Annotated in this window: 13 protein-coding genes, 1 pseudogene and 1 riboswitch; of the genes and pseudogenes, 6 read left to right on the top strand and 8 right to left on the bottom strand. The window is 61.3% G+C overall.

The annotated features are described in order from the left end of the window. Positions 1 to 301: 301 nt before the first annotated feature. The 4 genes from J3P81_RS04640 to J3P81_RS04625 form a co-directional block, all read right to left on the bottom strand. On the bottom strand, positions 302 to 1,666 hold the full coding sequence (locus tag J3P81_RS04640) for a DUF1329 domain-containing protein (RefSeq protein ID WP_420764098.1): 1,365 nt from the start codon (positions 1,664 to 1,666) through the stop codon (positions 302 to 304). Positions 1,667 to 1,691: 25 nt separating this feature from the next. Then, positions 1,692 to 3,563, bottom strand: a complete 1,872-nt coding sequence (locus J3P81_RS04635; protein WP_434562377.1) for a DUF1302 domain-containing protein — start codon at positions 3,561 to 3,563, stop codon at positions 1,692 to 1,694. A gap of 287 nt (positions 3,564 to 3,850) precedes the next feature. Further along, positions 3,851 to 5,533: a fatty acid--CoA ligase gene (locus J3P81_RS04630; RefSeq protein WP_434562375.1), complete on the bottom strand. Its 1,683-nt coding sequence runs from the start codon at positions 5,531 to 5,533 to the stop codon at positions 3,851 to 3,853. Positions 5,534 to 5,678: 145 nt separating this feature from the next. Further along, a complete protein-coding gene (locus tag J3P81_RS04625) occupies positions 5,679 to 6,308 on the bottom strand; it encodes a LysE family transporter (RefSeq protein ID WP_434562373.1) in 630 nt (209 codons plus the stop codon). Between the two features lie 199 nt (positions 6,309 to 6,507). Between J3P81_RS04625 and J3P81_RS04620 the strand changes: the two genes are divergently transcribed. From J3P81_RS04620 to J3P81_RS04610, 3 genes are all read left to right on the top strand, one after another. Next, positions 6,508 to 7,473, top strand: coding sequence for a 2-hydroxyacid dehydrogenase (locus tag J3P81_RS04620; RefSeq protein WP_434562371.1), 966 nt, complete (start codon positions 6,508 to 6,510; stop codon positions 7,471 to 7,473). Positions 7,474 to 7,506: 33 nt separating this feature from the next. Beyond that, positions 7,507 to 8,505 carry a methyltransferase gene (locus tag J3P81_RS04615; protein ID WP_420764093.1) on the top strand — a complete coding sequence of 333 codons (999 nt, stop codon included), beginning with the start codon at positions 7,507 to 7,509 and terminating at the stop codon, positions 8,503 to 8,505. 50 nt (positions 8,506 to 8,555) lie between these two features. Continuing rightward, positions 8,556 to 8,677: riboswitch (yybP-ykoY riboswitch) on the top strand. 90 nt (positions 8,678 to 8,767) lie between these two features. Continuing rightward, a complete protein-coding gene (locus J3P81_RS04610; RefSeq protein WP_434562369.1) occupies positions 8,768 to 9,352 on the top strand; it encodes a TMEM165/GDT1 family protein in 585 nt (194 codons plus the stop codon). Between the two features lie 62 nt (positions 9,353 to 9,414). Here J3P81_RS04610 and J3P81_RS04605 read toward each other — a convergent pair whose 3' ends face one another. Beyond that, entirely contained in the window at positions 9,415 to 10,230 is an 816-nt protein-coding gene (locus J3P81_RS04605) for a M48 family metallopeptidase (RefSeq protein WP_434562367.1), read from the bottom strand. Between the two features lie 172 nt (positions 10,231 to 10,402). On the opposite strand from J3P81_RS04605, the pseudogene J3P81_RS04600 reads away from it, so the two are divergent. Together J3P81_RS04600 and J3P81_RS04595 are read left to right on the top strand one after the other, a co-directional pair. After that, positions 10,403 to 11,680 (top strand): annotated as a pseudogene (locus J3P81_RS04600) (methyl-accepting chemotaxis protein); the annotation flags it as partial. A 63-nt stretch (positions 11,681 to 11,743) separates the two neighbouring features. Next, positions 11,744 to 12,586, top strand: coding sequence for a methyl-accepting chemotaxis protein (locus J3P81_RS04595; RefSeq protein ID WP_434564080.1), 843 nt, complete (start codon positions 11,744 to 11,746; stop codon positions 12,584 to 12,586). Between the two features lie 57 nt (positions 12,587 to 12,643). Here the strand turns inward: J3P81_RS04595 and J3P81_RS04590 are convergent, their stop codons facing one another. From J3P81_RS04590 to J3P81_RS04580, 3 genes are all read right to left on the bottom strand, one after another. Beyond that, a complete protein-coding gene (locus J3P81_RS04590) occupies positions 12,644 to 13,267 on the bottom strand; it encodes an SOS response-associated peptidase (RefSeq protein WP_434562365.1) in 624 nt (207 codons plus the stop codon). A 178-nt stretch (positions 13,268 to 13,445) separates the two neighbouring features. Then, positions 13,446 to 13,706 (bottom strand): putative signal transducing protein, encoded by a 261-nt coding sequence (locus J3P81_RS04585; protein WP_434562363.1) that lies wholly within the window; start codon positions 13,704 to 13,706, stop codon positions 13,446 to 13,448. A 9-nt stretch (positions 13,707 to 13,715) separates the two neighbouring features. After that, on the bottom strand, positions 13,716 to 13,898 hold the full coding sequence (locus tag J3P81_RS04580; RefSeq protein ID WP_434562361.1) for a CPXCG motif-containing cysteine-rich protein: 183 nt from the start codon (positions 13,896 to 13,898) through the stop codon (positions 13,716 to 13,718). Positions 13,899 to 14,035: 137 nt separating this feature from the next. Between J3P81_RS04580 and J3P81_RS04575 the strand changes: the two genes are divergently transcribed. Beyond that, positions 14,036 to 15,202, top strand: a complete 1,167-nt coding sequence (locus J3P81_RS04575; protein ID WP_434562359.1) for a 1-acyl-sn-glycerol-3-phosphate acyltransferase — start codon at positions 14,036 to 14,038, stop codon at positions 15,200 to 15,202. Positions 15,203 to 15,241 lie beyond the last annotated feature (39 nt).

Genomic DNA, 15,241 nt, shown 5'->3' with positions numbered 1-15,241 from the left:
GCAGATGTCCGCAGACTAGCCGTAAACGAGGACGTATTGAAGGGAGTGCTACAAATGGCTACAAAAAGACTACAGATTGTTTATGGCAGTTGTGGCGAGGGAGCTTGCTCCCGCTGGGGTGCGAAGCGCTCCCCAAAGCGGACCGCCCTGGCTTATCGGATACCGTGGGAGGGTTTGATCTGGGACTGCTTCGCAGTCCAGCGGGAGCAAGCTCCCTCGCCACAAAAGATATGCGTTGGCAAAAAAAACGCCCCGAACCAGTCGGGGCGTTTTTTCGAGGATGCGGCCTCGGGCAAAGCGGTTAGCGAACGCCTTCCTGGCGCAGCGCCGCTGGGGTGAAGTCGCTGGTGGACGCGGTGAAGCCGAAGTCGTAGGCCGATTTCTCTTCGTTCTTCATGCCCAGGGCCAGGTAACGACCGGACTGCAGGTCGTAGAGGGTTTCCAGGGCGTACCACGGCACTTGCTTGTCGTAGTAGTTCTCGGCATGGGCCTCGGCCACGCGCCACAGTTGGCCACGACCGTCGTAGTGGTCGATGACCGCCGCTTGCCAGGTGTCTTCGTCGATATAGAAGTCACGCTTGGCGTAGATATGGCGCTGGCCTTCCTTCAGGGTCGCGGTCACGTGCCAGACACGACGCAGTTCATAGCGCGCCAGGTCCTGGTTGATGTGGCCGGCCTTGAGGATGTCGGCGTACTTGAGTTGCGGCGAATCGATCTTGTGGCTGTTGGAGGCGATGTACAGCTCTTTCTTGCCTTCAAGCTTCCAGTCGTAACGGTCCGGCGCGCCGTTGTACATGTCCAGGTTGTCGGAGGTGCGCAGGCCGTCGGCGGCGGTACCCGGGCCGTCATAGGCGACTTGCGGGGCCTGGCGCACACGGCGTTGGCCGGCGTTGTAGATCCAGGCCTTGCGTGGTTCCTTCACCTGGTCGAGGGTTTCGTGAACCAGCAGCACGGTACCCGCCAGGCGTGCCGGCGCGGTCACTTGCTGCTTGAAGTAGAACAGCACGTTGCCCGGGTTGGCCGGATCGAAGCCCTTGATCTTGTCGCGGAAGACGAACTGATCCTGGAAGTAAACAAGGTTGTACGAACCGTTTGGCTGCGGCGTGGCCTGGGTCACCAGGCGGGTCACGCTGCCGCCGCGATAGCGGGTGATGTGGTTCCAGATCACTTCGAGTCCGCTCTGGGGAATCGGGAACGGCACGGCCGTCTCGAAATTCTCCAGGCCGTTGCCGCCGCCCACCAGTTTGGTGTTCACGGCGTTTTTCTTGATGGAGGCCAACACGTCATCGGGCACGGTTGCGCCGCGATGGGTCGTGTAGACCGGCATCTTGAAGGTTTCCGGGTAGCGCTTGAACATCGCGTACTGGCCGGGGGCGAGTTTGTCCTTGTACTGGTCGACGTTTTGCGCGGTGATCGTGAACAACGGTTTTTCACTGGCGTACGGATCGGCGAGGAAACCCTTGCCGTCCACGCTACCGGCGTTCTTGGCCATGGGTTTCCAGGCCGAAATCGAACCATCGGCGTTACCCGCCATCTCGGCGCCCATCGGCGTCAGGCTCTTGCCCAGCTTATCGGCCTCGGCCGCAGGCACGGCGGCCATGACGCTGGCCGCCAGCAGGGACAACCCCAGCGCTCCGACTTGCAACAGATTCTTTGTTATTTTCATAGTGTGTCGTCCTGAAATACGGTGCTTAGAAGGTCACGCCGACGCTGAGCGCCAGGAAGTCGCGATCGTCCACGGTACTGAAGTCGCCACCAAAGAAGTTGGTGTAGGCCAGGCTCGCGTTATAGGTGTTCTGGTACTCGGCATCCAGCCCGAGGCTGACGGCCTTGCGGCCTTCCTCGAAGTTGGCGCCAGGGCCTGGCGAGTAGCCTTTCACGTCATGGGACCAGGCCACGTTGGGCTTGAGGTTCACACCGGCGAAAACGTCCGGGTAGTCCCAGATGGCACGAGCGCGGTAGCCCCAGGAAGTGGCAGTGGTGAAGCCGTCGTTGTTGCAGTTGCTGTTGACGCCGCTGATGGTCTGGCCACCGCCTGCGGCGGTCGATGTGTTGAGTGTGTTGCAGAAGCCATTTGGCAGTTCACCCGGCCCGAATACCGGATCACGACCGTAGCGAACGTCGGATTTGCTTTCCAGACCGCCCACATGTGTCACACCGATCTCGCCCACCAGGGTCAGACGACTGGCGCCCATGACCTGATCGAGGAAGTGGGTGAATGTGGTCTGGAACTGGGTGATTTCCTTGCGACGGTAGCCGTGCAGATCCTGGCCTGGTACGCCTGTCAGCAGCGAAGCATTGTCGAATGGACGACCTCCGGGACCGAAATTGATCGGGCGAACACCCGCGAACAAGATATCGGTCGTGCTTAGCTGAACCGGTGCATTCGGCCGATAACTCAGTTCGCCGCTCCATGCCGTACCGGTAGGCAGTGTGGTGGAGAAGCTCAGGCCATAGAGGCGGATATCTTCTGGATATTCGACGAAGTATTCCGAGTTACCCGCTACGAGCACCGGCGCCGCTTGACCAAGGCCCGGTGCGATGTTGTAGATAGACTGTGGAGCGCCAGTGGCACTGAAAATTGGAGCTCGACTGTGATAGTTGATGAAGTAAGCGCCGAATTCGGTGTCCAATGGCTCGAACATGTATTTCAGGGAAGCACCCCATTGGCCACTGTCTCGAGCATCGCGGTCCGCGCCACGACGCACGAGCACGCCTTCACCGTTTATGTCGACGCCCAATGCACCCAATCCGGCTAATTGGCCCGCTGTAAAGCTGGAGCTTGGACTCAGAACCCGCAAATTATCCGAGCACCCATCGGCAATCACATCCGGCTGGGAGAAGAACGTCCCGCAGTTATCCACGACGGTCTGATCCCACTCAATTTGGTAGAAGGCTTCAGCCGACAGGTTATCGGTCAAGCTCTGGGACACATAGAACATGTTGACCGGGATCAGGCCTTCCTTGACCTCGGCGCCTGGACGACGGAACGCGGACACGTCGACCGGGTTGATGGCGTTGATACCGCCCTGGATGAAGGTGCTCTCACCCCAGCTGACGACCTGCTTGCCCAGGCGGACCGACCCCGGTTGATCGGCAATCGCGTAGTTGTGGTAGACGAATGCATCAAGGATCTGACCGCCGGAAGACTTGGCGCCTTCCTTGCGGTTGCTGTCGCTGATGTCTTTGAAAAGACGATTTTCGTCCTTGAGTTCAAAGTCGTACCAGTATTTGCCACGCACAAACACACCGGTGTCGCCGTATTTCAGTTCAAGATCGTGGATGCCCTTGAAGATCTTCGAGAAGGTTTCCCCACGCTTGAAGTTCAGGTGGCCGTCATCGGAAGTCTGGGACAGGCCCTTGCCGCCGTTGTTCACACCAATCAGGTCGCGGTTGGCCTTGGCCGTGGACCAGCTCGCGCCGACCGACAGGGACGAATCGAACTGGCCTTCGATTTCACCAATGTTGAAGCTGACGCCGAATGCCGGGCCGGCGAGCGAGGAGGCAAGACTGACGGCCAGAGGCAGTTTTGCCCGGCGCCAGAAAGTGTTTGCTGAGGTCATCGACGCAACTCCATGTGTTTTATTGTTATGGCAGTGGACGTTTCCGGAAACCCTTCGCCGTGCTGGCACGCGCGTCCCATTCCGAAAAGCCTTGAGCGGACTATAGCCAGCAGGTAGTACGGCTTGATCCCTCTAAAGTGTGATTTGCAGCCCCCGACCACTCTGGAACAGTCCTTCGCCAGGCCGACGTTTGTCGGCACGGCAAGGATGGCTGAAATTTCCTATTTAACAAGACAAGCGCTTGCTTGGTGGGGCTGCCGTGCCCTTTTCGGGCACGGCGAGGACGCTCAAAGCGTCGAAAGGAAGGTGCTGTTGTTGCTCTGCCATTCGGTGATGTCGACGCGGATACGTTTCTTGTCGAGCTTGCCGACGCTGGTCTTGGGAATTTCCGTAACAAGGGCAATCTGGCTTGGGATCGCCCATTTGCTCAGGTGCCCCAGCTCGACAAACGGCTTGAGGTGCTCCTTGAGCTCGCGAGCCCCGATCTGGTGCCCCTCACGAACGACCAGCAAGGCAAACGGCCGCTCGCCCCATTGCGGGTCGGGAATGCCGACCACTGCTACTTCGCGTACCGCCACATGCCGACTGATAAGGTCTTCCAGGTCCAGGGACGAGATCCATTCGCCGCCGGTCTTGATCACATCCTTGATGCGGTCGCGAATGTCGATGAAGCCCATGCCGTCGAGCGTGGCGACGTCGCCAGTGTGCAACCAGCCGCCACTCCAGAGTTCGGCGCCCTTCTGCGGTTCGTTGAAATAACCTTCGGTGAGCCATGGCGCGCGCAATACCAATTCGCCCTGGGTTTCGCCATCGGCGGGAAGGAAGCGGCCCTCGCCGTCGACGATCGCTGCCTCCACCAGTGGCCCTGGCACGCCGGCCTTGATCCGATAAGTGATGCGCTCGTCTTCGCCGCCGGCCATCAACTCATCGTTGAGGTGGGCGCAGGACACCAACGGGCCGGTTTCGGACATGCCGTAGGCGGCGGTGAGCTGGAAGCCCTTGGCCTTCGCCGCCTCGTACAGGCTGCGGTTCAGGGCGCTGCCGCCGATGACGATTTTCCAGCCGCCGAAATCGGTGTCCTGGGCGCCCTTGGCGTTGAGGACCATTTGCAGGATGGTCGGCACGCAGTGGGAAAACGTGACCTTTTCCTTGCGCCACAGCTCTACCAGGAACTCCGGGTCGTAGCGACCGGGGTAGACCTGCTTGAGGCCGAGCATGGTTGCCACGTACGGCAAGCCCCAGGCGTGAACGTGGAACATGGGGGTGATGGGCATGTACACGTCGTTGGTGCCCAGCAGGCGCACGCTGTCGATGGCGCCCATGATGGTCGACACACCCAGGGTGTGCAGCACCAGCTGCCGATGGGTGAAATATACGCCCTTGGGGTTGCCCGTGGTGCCGGTGGTATAGAACGTGGTGGCGACGGAGTTTTCGTCGAAATCCTGGAAATCGTAGGTCGGACTGGCGCCGGCCAGCAGTTGCTCGTACTCGCCCACGAGGTCGGGCAGGTCGGCGGTCTTGTCCGGCTGGTCGGTCAGCAGTAGCGTCTTTTTCACCGTGGTCAGTTGGCCGGCGATCGCCTGGTACAAGCCGACGAACTCGCTGTTGACCAGCACGAAGCGATCCTCGGCGTGGTTCATGGTGTAGAGGATCTGTTCCGGCGACAGTCGCACGTTGATGGTATGGATCACCGCGCCGATCATCGGGATCGCGAACATGCATTCCAGGTACCGATGGCTGTCCCAGTCCATGACCGCCACGGTATCCCCGGCTTTCACCCCGGCCTCGGTCAGCACGTTGGCCAGCCGTGCGACGCGCTCGATCAGGGTGGGGTAGCTGTAGCGCAACTGGTCCCGGTAGATGATCTCGCGGGTTTTCTCATAGCGTGCGCCGGACATCAGCAGCCGCTTGATCAGCAACGGGTATTGGTAAACGCCCTCGGCTGGAGGAATAACGCGAGTCTGCAACATAGGAATCCCTTTTCTGACTGCACGGTCTTGGCTGGAAAAGTAAGCACTTTAAAGCGCTTGTCCGCGGATCAAATCAGCCGAAGGAATGATTTGATCCGCCCGCAAACACTAGCCTTGAGCCATCATCAGGATTCGCTCAACTCGTTCAATGGGCCTCGGTAAACGCCAGTTTCACGCCGATGGCGATCAGCACGGCGCCCATGGTCCGGTCGAACCAATGGCCCATGCGGGCAAAACCGGCACGCACCCGCGCCTGGCTGAACAACATTGCGACCATGCAGAACCAGGCCGCCGTGGCAACCGCCAGGTACACACCGTAGCCGGCCTGGATCGCCAGGGGCGTATGGGGATTGATGACCACGGTAAACAGGGACAGGAAGAACAGCGTCGCCTTGGGGTTCAGGCCGTTGGTAACGAAGCCGGCGGTAAACGCGCCCCGAGCGGTGCGCTCACCTGCCTCCTTGTGCAGGTTTTCCTGGCTGGCCTTGGCCGGCTGGGCGCGCAGGGCCTTGAAGCCGATGTAGAGCAGGTAAGCGGCGGCGGCCCACTTCAAGGCGTTGAACAGCACGATCGACTGGGACACGATCAGGCCGATGCCCAGCAATGAATACCCCACGTGCAGGAAAATCGCCGTGCCGACCCCCAACGCCGTCCAGGTCCCGGCACGGCGGCCGTGGGTCACGCTTTCGCGGACCACCACGGCGAAGTCCGGGCCAGGGCTGGCCACGGCCAACAGGTGGATCAGGGCGACAGTGAGAAATTCGGCGAGGTACATGGTGGTGCTCCTGGCGACAATCTTTGTTGAATGAAATCCGTGGCGAGGAGCTTGCTCCCGCTCGGCTACGCAGCAGTCGCTCGTCGCGTATCGGGGCCTTGCCTTGCAGGCCAGCGGGAGCAAGCTCCCTCGCCACGGCAACTCTTCTGATAGGCTCGCCACATTACGCCTTCAGTCTTCTACATGACAGGTACAGCTGATGACCAATACCGCACGCGCAGTTTTCCTCGATCACGCTTCACTGGACCTCGGCGACCTGGAGCTGGCTCCATTGCGCGATTGCTTCACCGAACTGCAGCTGTTTCCCGGCACCCGCCCGGATGAGGTGGCAGGCCGGCTCGAGGGCGCCACGGTGGCGATCACCAACAAGGTCGTGATCGACGCAGCCGCCATGGCCGCCAACCCTGAACTGAAGCTGATCCTGATCAGCGCCACCGGCACCAATAACGTCGACCTCGCCGCTGCCCGCAGCCATGGCATCATCGTCAGCAACTGCCAGGGCTATGGCACACCGTCGGTGGCCCAGCACACGATCATGCTACTACTGAACCTGGCGACGCGCCTGGGCGACTATCAAAAAGCCGTGGGCGAAGGTCGCTGGCAACAGGCTTCGCAGTTCTGCCTGCTGGACTACCCGATCGTCGAACTGCAGGGCAAGACCCTCGGGCTGCTCGGCCATGGCGAACTGGGTGGCGCCGTCGCACGGCTGGCCGAAGCCTTCGGCATGCGCGTGCTGCTGGGGCAGATTCCAGGAAGGCCCGCCCGTGCGGACCGCGTGGCCCTGGACCAACTGCTACCCGCGGTGGACGCCTTGACCTTGCATTGCCCGCTCAACGAGCACACCCGCCACTTCATTGGCGCGCGTGAACTGGCGTCGCTCAAACCCGGCGCGTTCGTAGTCAACACCGCACGCGGTGGCCTCATCGACGAACAGGCACTGGCCGATGCGCTGCGCAGCGGTCACCTGGGCGGGGCGGCCACCGACGTGTTGAGCGTGGAGCCGCCGACCCAGGGCAATCCGCTGTTGGCAGGTGATATCCCCCGGCTGATCGTCACACCGCACAACGCCTGGGGCAGCCGCGAGGCCAGGCAACGGATCGTCGGCCAACTGGCGGAAAACGCCCGGGGCTTTTTCAGCGGTACAGCGCAACGAGTCGTCAATTGATAGACTGCCGCACTTTTTTACAAGGAGCAGACCATGGATCCGCGCAGTGAAGTACTGCTTCGTCAGGCCGAGTTATTCCAGGGTCCGGTCCTGCTGGCCGGGCTCCCCGCCGACGACCTGCTTGGCCGCTTGCCCGAGGCCCACGGCTGGTGCTGGCATGCCGGCGACCAGGCGGCCCTGGATGCCCGCTTCCCAGGGCGCAGCCATTTTGGCGTGAATGTACCCGAACTTTCGTTCGACGCTGCCGTGGTCTTCCTGCCCAAGGCCAAGGACCTGACCGACTATATCCTCAACGCCGTTGCCGCGCGCCTGGCTGGGCGCGAGGTGTATCTGGTGGGGGAAAAGCGCAGCGGCATCGAAGGCGCTTCCAAGCAGCTCAACCCCTTTGGCAAGCCGCGCAAGCTCGACAGCGCGCGGCATTGCCAACTGTGGCAGGTCACCGTCGCCAACGTCCCTGAAGCCAAGCCGCTGGAAAGCCTCGCGCAAACCTATGAACTGCCACTGGTCGAGGGCCCGCTCAAGGTCATCAGTTTGCCGGGAGTCTTCAGTCATGGCCGCCTTGATCGCGGCAGCGCGCTGTTGCTGGAGCATCTGGACAAGCTGCCCAGCGGCCACCTGCTGGACTTCGGCTGCGGCGCCGGCGTGCTGGGGGCGGCGGTCAAGCGACGCTATCCCCATAACACCGTGACGCTGCTGGACGTGGATGCCTTCGCCGCCGCCAGCAGTCGATTGACGCTGGCCGCCAATGGCCTGGAAGCCGAAGTGCTGACGGGTGACGGGATCGACGCCGCGCCCATGGGCCTGAACGCGATTCTGAGCAACCCGCCGTTCCACGTCGGCGTACACACCGACTACCACGCGACCGAAAACCTGTTGCGAAAAGCGGCCAAACATCTGAAAAACGGCGGCGAACTGCGCCTGGTTGCGAACAGTTTCCTCAAGTATCAGCCGTTGATCGAAGAGCACCTGGGGCCCTGCGCGATCAAGGCCGAGGGCCAAGGCTTTCGCATCTACCGGGCCAAGCGCGGCTGAAGCGTTTTGAGAAACAGCGCTTGCCCAATCGGATTTGCCTAGGCAGAATCCGCACCGTCCTAGGGGAGTAGTCTCCCGCGAGCGCCCTGCTCGCCCGGCATACGTCAACATACTTGGTCAGCAGACCATGGCGTATGCGGCCCAAGCGTCCACGCAGATGGTCGCTGGGTTTGACAAGACCTATGACACGCACACCTTACCCGGGGCGGGAAGGCTGTACGTGTCATAGCCGTGTCGACCCGCCCCTCTTAGGAACTACCTGATGCTGGACTCTTTCCTTGTTCCCACCGCCATCGTTGCACTGGCCGAAATCGGCGACAAGACGCAACTGCTTGCGCTTATCCTCGCTGCTCGCTTTCGCAAGCCGTGGCCGATCATCGCTGGCATCGTCGCCGCGACCCTGGCCAACCATGCGGCCGCGGGCGCGGTAGGAGCCTGGGTCAGCGGGTTCTTTTCCGATGCGGTGTTGCACTGGATATTGGCGGCAAGCTTCGCGGCCACGGCCCTTTGGACCCTGGTGCCGGACAAGCTCGACGATGAAGAGGCGAATACGGCCCGCAGGTTCGGCCCCTTCCTGACCACGCTGATCGCGTTTTTCCTGGCGGAAATCGGTGACAAGACCCAGATCGCGACGGTGATGCTCGCCGCGCAATACCCGGAACTGTGGCTGGTGATCATTGGCACCACCGTGGGCATGTTGATTGCCAACGTGCCGGTGGTACTGGCTGGCAACTTTGCCGCCGAGAAACTGCCCCTGGCCCTCATCCGCCGCCTGGCCGCCTCGGCGTTTTTCATCCTGGCGATCGTTGCGGTGTACAAGGCGATGCAGAGCAGTGGGTGGGTTTGAGGCTGTTGTGGCGAGGGAGCTTGCTCCCTCGCCACAAAAAAAACTTCACCACATGACGGTGGTTACTTCTTGGCTTGCTGATAAAGCGGCATCACCTTCGGAATCGCCGCCTGCAACGAGGCGATCCGGCTGCTCGAGGACGGGTGGGTGCTCATGAATTCCGGTGGTGCCCCTTCCGAAGCCTTGGCCATCTTGTTCCACAAGGTGATCGCGGCGTTCGGGTCGTAGCCGGCGCGGGCGGCCAGCTCCAGGCCGATCAGGTCGGCTTCGTTCTCGTTGCCACGGCTGTTAGGCAGGGTCATGCCATAGTTGGCAACCGTGTCGGCCAACGCCAGGCTATCCTGGCCCAGGCCGAATATCGCACCGGCACCCTGCTTGGCCATTTCGATGCCGTAAGCCTTGGACATGGCTTCACGGCCGTGCTCGCGCAAAGCGTGAGCGATTTCATGGCCCATGATCGCGGCGATTTCAGCGTCGGTCAGCTTCAGTTTGTCGATCAGGCCGGTGTAGAACATGATCTTGCCGCCGGGACCACAGTTGGCGTTGAGTTCATCGCTCTTGATCAGGTTCACTTCCCAGTTCCACTGCGCCGAATCCGGACGGAACACAGGCGCCTGGGCGATCAAACGATCAGCAATGACCTGCAGGCGCTTGGCGTCGCTACTGGTCTTGTCCAGGGCACCTTGCGCACTCGCCTCACCCAACGTCTTCTGATAGGACTGGGCATACATCTGGTTGACCTCGGCGGTCGACAGCATGCTGAACATGTACTGCTTGCGCTCCACGCCCACGGCTCCGCCGCTGGTGGTGTTGACTGACTGGCAACCGGCGAGCAGCAGAGCCACGCCCAGAGCGCTCACCATCAAAGTCTTGTTCATACAAAAGAAGCTCCATGGAATCGTGGGCGTATCCTAGGCTTTGATTTGTATCGGCGCCAGATACACAGCGAGCGATTACAGTTTTTTCGGACAGGTCCCACTCATCCTTTTACGACTCCCACCTAACCAATACAGTCACCCGACGAACAGCGCCTCATGCCCGCCCACGGAAATGCCGATACAGATACCAGACGTCATTTCCGGGTCCGGAGCCATTATGAAATTCAAATCGATCCAGTTTTCCGTTGCCGCCCTGGCCGGTGCCATCGTCCTCAGCGTTGTTGGTGCCCTGGTGCTGTACGCATTGTTCGCCGGCGCCCGTACCCAGGAAATGGTGCAACAACGGACCAAGGCGCAATTCGAGCAACTCATCGAACAACGCCTCAGTGCGCTCGCCCGCACCCAGGCCAGCCTGATCCAACGCGAGCTTGAAGCACCGCTGTTGCTTGCCCGAGGACTGGCGACGACTAACGCCCTGATGGGCATGAACCGCACGGACGGCAACCCGTTATTGAAGATGCCCCGTGAGCAGATGATCAGCCTGTTGCGCGAGTCCGTGGTGCGCAACCCGAAGGTCCTGGGTGCCTACATCGCCTGGGAACCGAACGCTATCGACCACGACGACGCCAACTATGTGAACAGCCAGGTGCTCGGCATGGAAACCAATGGGCGCTTCCTGCCGTGGTGGTTTCGCAACCAGGACGGCACCTTGGGCCTGGAAAAGCTCGCCGACGTGACTGACCAGAAACTGCTGTCCACTGGCATTCGTGCCAGCGAATACTACCTGTGCTCCCAGGACAGCAGGAAAGCCTGCGTGATCGACCCGGCGCCCTACCGCGTCGGCAGCACCATGACCATGCTGGCCTCCTTCATCGAACCGATCCTCGTCGATGGCAAATTCCAGGGCATCGTCGGCGCCGACCTGTCGGTGAACTTCATCCAGGACATGCTCGTTGCCGCTGACGCCAAGCTGTACGACGGCGCCGGGGAAATGGCCTTGCTCGCCAGCAACAATCGCCTGGTGGCCTTCACCAAGGACCCAAGCAAGCTCGGGGAAAAAGCCAGCGACCTGCTGGACGCCAACGAGCTGGACAACCTGGCCAAGCTCGGCGCTGGCGAAGTGCGTTACGACGTCGACGAAGCCCACGGTCACATCGAGGTGTACATGCCGTTCGGCATCGGCGAGACCAGCGCTCGCTGGACGCTGATGATGCAACTGCCGTTGAACGCGGTGATGGCAGATCTGCAAGCCCTGCAGAAGGACCTCGACGATCAGCGCGAGACCGACATTTTCGGCATGGCCATGGTCGGCCTGGCGATTGCCGCCATCGGCCTGCTGGTGATCTGGCTGGTGGGCCACGGCATCGCCCGGCCGCTCAAGCAAATGGTGGCGATGCTCGATGACATCGCCCAGGGCGAGGGCGACCTGACTCGCCGATTGACCAGCGACCGCGCCGATGAACTGGGCGCCATCGCCAAGGGCTTCAACACGTTCCTCGGCAAATTGCAGGGGATGATTACCCAAGTGGTGACCTCGGTGCAGAGTGTCAGCGATTCGTCGGAGCACACCGCCGACATCGCGATCCGCACCAACCAGGGCGTGCACAAGCAGATGTCGGAGATCGATCAGGTCGCCACCGCCGTGCATGAAATGACTGCCACCGCCCAGGACGTGGCCCGCAATGCGACCCAGGCCGCCCAAGCCGCCAGTCACGCCGACCAGGCCGCCAGCCAGGGCATGCAGATCGTACGCGACACCTCCACCTCCATTGGCGCGCTGGCCGTGGAAATCGGCAAGGCCGTGGGCGTGGTGCAAACCCTGGCCAAGGACAGCGAGAACATCAACGCGATCCTCACGGCCATCCGCGGGATCGCCGAGCAGACCAACCTGCTGGCCCTCAACGCGGCCATCGAAGCGGCTCGGGCCGGTGAACAAGGTCGAGGTTTTGCGGTGGTCGCCGATGAGGTGCGCAACCTCGCGCAGAAAACACAGCAGGCCACGGAAGAAATCCAGTCGATGATCCAGCAATTGCAACAGGGCACCCGCGATGTGGTGCGCGTCATGGAAGACAGCCAGCACCGCACCGATGAAAGCGTGCAGCACGCAGCCAAGGCAGCCCAGGCGCTGGAGACAATTACCCAGGCGGTGTCGGTCATCAACGACATGAACACCCAGATCGCCAGCGCCGCCGAGGAGCAAAGCGCCGTAGCGGATGACATCAACCGCAACGTGATCAACATCGGCCAAGTGGCGAACGAGGTGGCCAGCGGCGCCGACGAGTCGAGCGCGGCCAGTGCCGGGCTGACCAAGTTGGCGGAGCAGCAGCGGCGGTTGATCAATCAGTTCAGGGTCTGACCCAAGCACCTCATTGCGAGCAAGCTCGCAATGAGGCCTGCACAGCCATCACAAACCTCAAGCCGGCGTCAGGCATTCCGGCCCATTGAGTTTCGGGTCGTTGACCATGTTGGCCAGCACCCGCTCGCGCAGTTGCGCAGGCTCGCTCGCCAGCAGCCCTTGCAAGGCATGCAAGGGTGTCTCGGGGTCGAGCCACAACCGTTGGCCTTCTTCATCCAGAATCAATGGACGCCGCTGACCGGCCGCCGGCTGGGTGATGACGGCGGTGCTCAACCACACCTGTTCCTGCACCGGATACGCTTCCCAGATCGCCGCAAAAAACAGCGACGAACCTTCCCCCGGCGTCAGCCAATAGGGGCGTTTACGCGAACCACCGCGCCATTCGTAGAACCCGTTGGCCGGCAGCAGACACCGACGCAACCGCAGGGCCTCGCGGAACATCGGCTGTTCGGCGACGGTTTCGGCCCGAGCATGGGCCGGGGTCCGGGACAGGTCCGTCAGCCACGGCGGCGTCAGCCCCCAACGGACGCGGGCCAATTCGCGCTGGCCATCGGCGCCAGCCCGCAGCATCAGAACCGAATCATTGGGCGATATGTTCCATTGGGCCTTCTGGTCGGCAGGGAAGCCAGGCAAGGCCGCAAAGGCGGGGTTCCAGCGAAACAGGGCATAACGTCCACACATGGGGTAACACGACTCTCCTATCAAACGGCGGCCAGCCTAGGGTCTGTACGAAATGTATTCGCGCGAAGGCCAGACAAGGCGAAACGGGGCGAGGAAGCGCAGTGTACTGGAGTACATGAGCATTCCGAGCCCCGTTTCAACGCAGTATGGGTGAGTGCGGATACATTTCGTACAGAGCCTAACAGACCAGCGTTCCGGGGTAACTGTCCGGCTCATCGCCGGGCACCGGCAGCGCGGCATTGTAGGCGGCGATCAGTTCCTGGGCGTATTGCGCCTGTTCATCGTCCACCGCCAGCCCCAGCAAGCCATGCATCGGCAATTCCCCTGCGCCCCCCACCAGGTCACGTCCCACCAGATGCGCGGTGATGCCTTCGCTGGCGAGCATGCCTTGCAGCAATTCGCCTTCCATCAGGTTTTCCGATTCGTAGATTCGCTGCATGGCCGCCCCTCATTCGTTTTCGCTGAAGACCTCGAGGTGCCATTCTTCATCGTGTACCTGTAGTACGAAAATGATCGGCCGGCAACAGACCTGGCAATCCTCGATATAGGTCTGGTCGCCACCGGAAAGATCCAATGAAGTCTCGACCTCTTCTCCACAATACGGACATTCATATTCAGCAGCTTCCAGCATCGCGGTCTCCCGAGTGACTTGTGCGTATAATCGCCGGTCTATTTGCAGGGCTATTGTTGCCTGGACTGTCTTCCTGGCCGAGCCCTGGCGCTATTTATCGAACCTTTACTTACCCTAGCCGTTTCCAACAAGAGAGCATGATGGGCGAATTCGATGCCATCCGACCTTACGACGACAGTGAAGTCCCAGCGGTGCTGGCACGGCTGCTCAGCGATAAGGCGTTTCTAGATATCCTCACCCACTTCCGCTTCCCGCGCCTGGCCGGTGCTTTCGGCTGGATGCTCAAACCCCTTATAGCGCAGAAGCTGCGTCGAGAGTTCGCCGGTGTGACATCGGTCGCCACGTTGCAGGACAAAGTGGAGTTCTATGTCGACCACACCATCGAACGCGCCACCGATGGCGTGACCTACACGGGGGTGGAGCAGTTCAAGTCCGGCAACGCGTACCTGTTCATCGCCAACCACCGCGATATCGTGATGGACCCGGCATTCGTCAATTACGCCGTCTACCACGCGGGCCTGCCGACCCCGCGCATCGCCATCGGCGACAACCTGCTGCAAAAGCCGTTTGTCAGCGACCTGATGCGCTTGAACAAGAGTTTTATCGTTCACCGTTCCATCACCGGTCGCCGGGAAAAAATGGCGGCGTACCAGTTGCTGTCGGCGTACATCAATCACTCGATCCGCAACGATTGCGCCTCGATCTGGATCGCCCAGGCCGAGGGCCGAGCCAAGGACGGCGATGACCGGACCGAATCGGCGATCCTCAAGATGTTCCACATGAGCCGCAAGGACGAGCCGTTCGGCGAGGTCATCCGCTCGCTGAACCTCACGCCGGTGTCGATCAGCTACGAATATGATCCGTGCGACCAGGCCAAGGCCCGGGAGCTTTACATCCGCGCCACCACCGGGACCTACACCAAGGCACCAGGCGAGGACGACGTCAGCATCGCCAAGGGCATCACCGGCTACAAAGGCCGGGTCCACGTGAACTTCTCCGCGCCGATTACAGAGCTGTTCGAGGACACCAAGCAATTGGCAGCGGAGATGGACCGGCAGATTCTCGGCGGTTATCGCCTGTTCCCCGTGCACTACCTGGCCTACGCCCAATGGACCGATGCCGACCCGCAGCTGCAGGTGCCGACGGCGGCTGAAGTGTTCGGTGCCGAAGAACTGGCGAAAGCTCAGGAAGAATGGCAGCGTCGGTTGGATGCGTGCCCGGCGGAACAGCGGCCATTCCTGGTGCTGCAATATGCAACGCCGGTGCGTAATCAGTATCGGGTCAAGGCGGGGTTGCCGCTTTAAAGCAGTGATTGCTTAGCAGCTTTAATGGCGAGGGGGCTT

The sequence above is a fragment of the Pseudomonas sp. R1-6 genome (assembly GCF_051132115.1).
Classification (GTDB): domain Bacteria; phylum Pseudomonadota; class Gammaproteobacteria; order Pseudomonadales; family Pseudomonadaceae; genus Aquipseudomonas.
The sequence above is the reverse complement of the archived record's forward strand: the minus strand, read 5'-3'. Positions and strand labels throughout refer to the sequence as shown.

What these genes read in the sequence shown, in the direction of transcription:
- J3P81_RS04640 (WP_420764098.1), bottom strand. Translation starts at nt 1,666, where the DNA reads ATGAAAATAACAAAGAATCTGTTGCAAGTCGGAGCGCTGGGGTTGTCC.
- J3P81_RS04635 (WP_434562377.1), bottom strand. Translation starts at nt 3,563, where the DNA reads ATGACCTCAGCAAACACTTTCTGGCGCCGGGCAAAACTGCCTCTGGCC.
- J3P81_RS04630 (WP_434562375.1), bottom strand. Translation starts at nt 5,533, where the DNA reads ATGTTGCAGACTCGCGTTATTCCTCCAGCCGAGGGCGTTTACCAATAC.
- J3P81_RS04625 (WP_434562373.1), bottom strand. Translation starts at nt 6,308, where the DNA reads ATGTACCTCGCCGAATTTCTCACTGTCGCCCTGATCCACCTGTTGGCC.
- J3P81_RS04620 (WP_434562371.1), top strand. Translation starts at nt 6,508, where the DNA reads ATGACCAATACCGCACGCGCAGTTTTCCTCGATCACGCTTCACTGGAC.
- J3P81_RS04615 (WP_420764093.1), top strand. Translation starts at nt 7,507, where the DNA reads ATGGATCCGCGCAGTGAAGTACTGCTTCGTCAGGCCGAGTTATTCCAG.
- J3P81_RS04610 (WP_434562369.1), top strand. Translation starts at nt 8,768, where the DNA reads ATGCTGGACTCTTTCCTTGTTCCCACCGCCATCGTTGCACTGGCCGAA.
- J3P81_RS04605 (WP_434562367.1), bottom strand. Translation starts at nt 10,230, where the DNA reads ATGAACAAGACTTTGATGGTGAGCGCTCTGGGCGTGGCTCTGCTGCTC.
- J3P81_RS04595 (WP_434564080.1), top strand. Translation starts at nt 11,744, where the DNA reads ATGATTACCCAAGTGGTGACCTCGGTGCAGAGTGTCAGCGATTCGTCG.
- J3P81_RS04590 (WP_434562365.1), bottom strand. Translation starts at nt 13,267, where the DNA reads ATGTGTGGACGTTATGCCCTGTTTCGCTGGAACCCCGCCTTTGCGGCC.
- J3P81_RS04585 (WP_434562363.1), bottom strand. Translation starts at nt 13,706, where the DNA reads ATGCAGCGAATCTACGAATCGGAAAACCTGATGGAAGGCGAATTGCTG.
- J3P81_RS04580 (WP_434562361.1), bottom strand. Translation starts at nt 13,898, where the DNA reads ATGCTGGAAGCTGCTGAATATGAATGTCCGTATTGTGGAGAAGAGGTC.
- J3P81_RS04575 (WP_434562359.1), top strand. Translation starts at nt 14,036, where the DNA reads ATGATGGGCGAATTCGATGCCATCCGACCTTACGACGACAGTGAAGTC.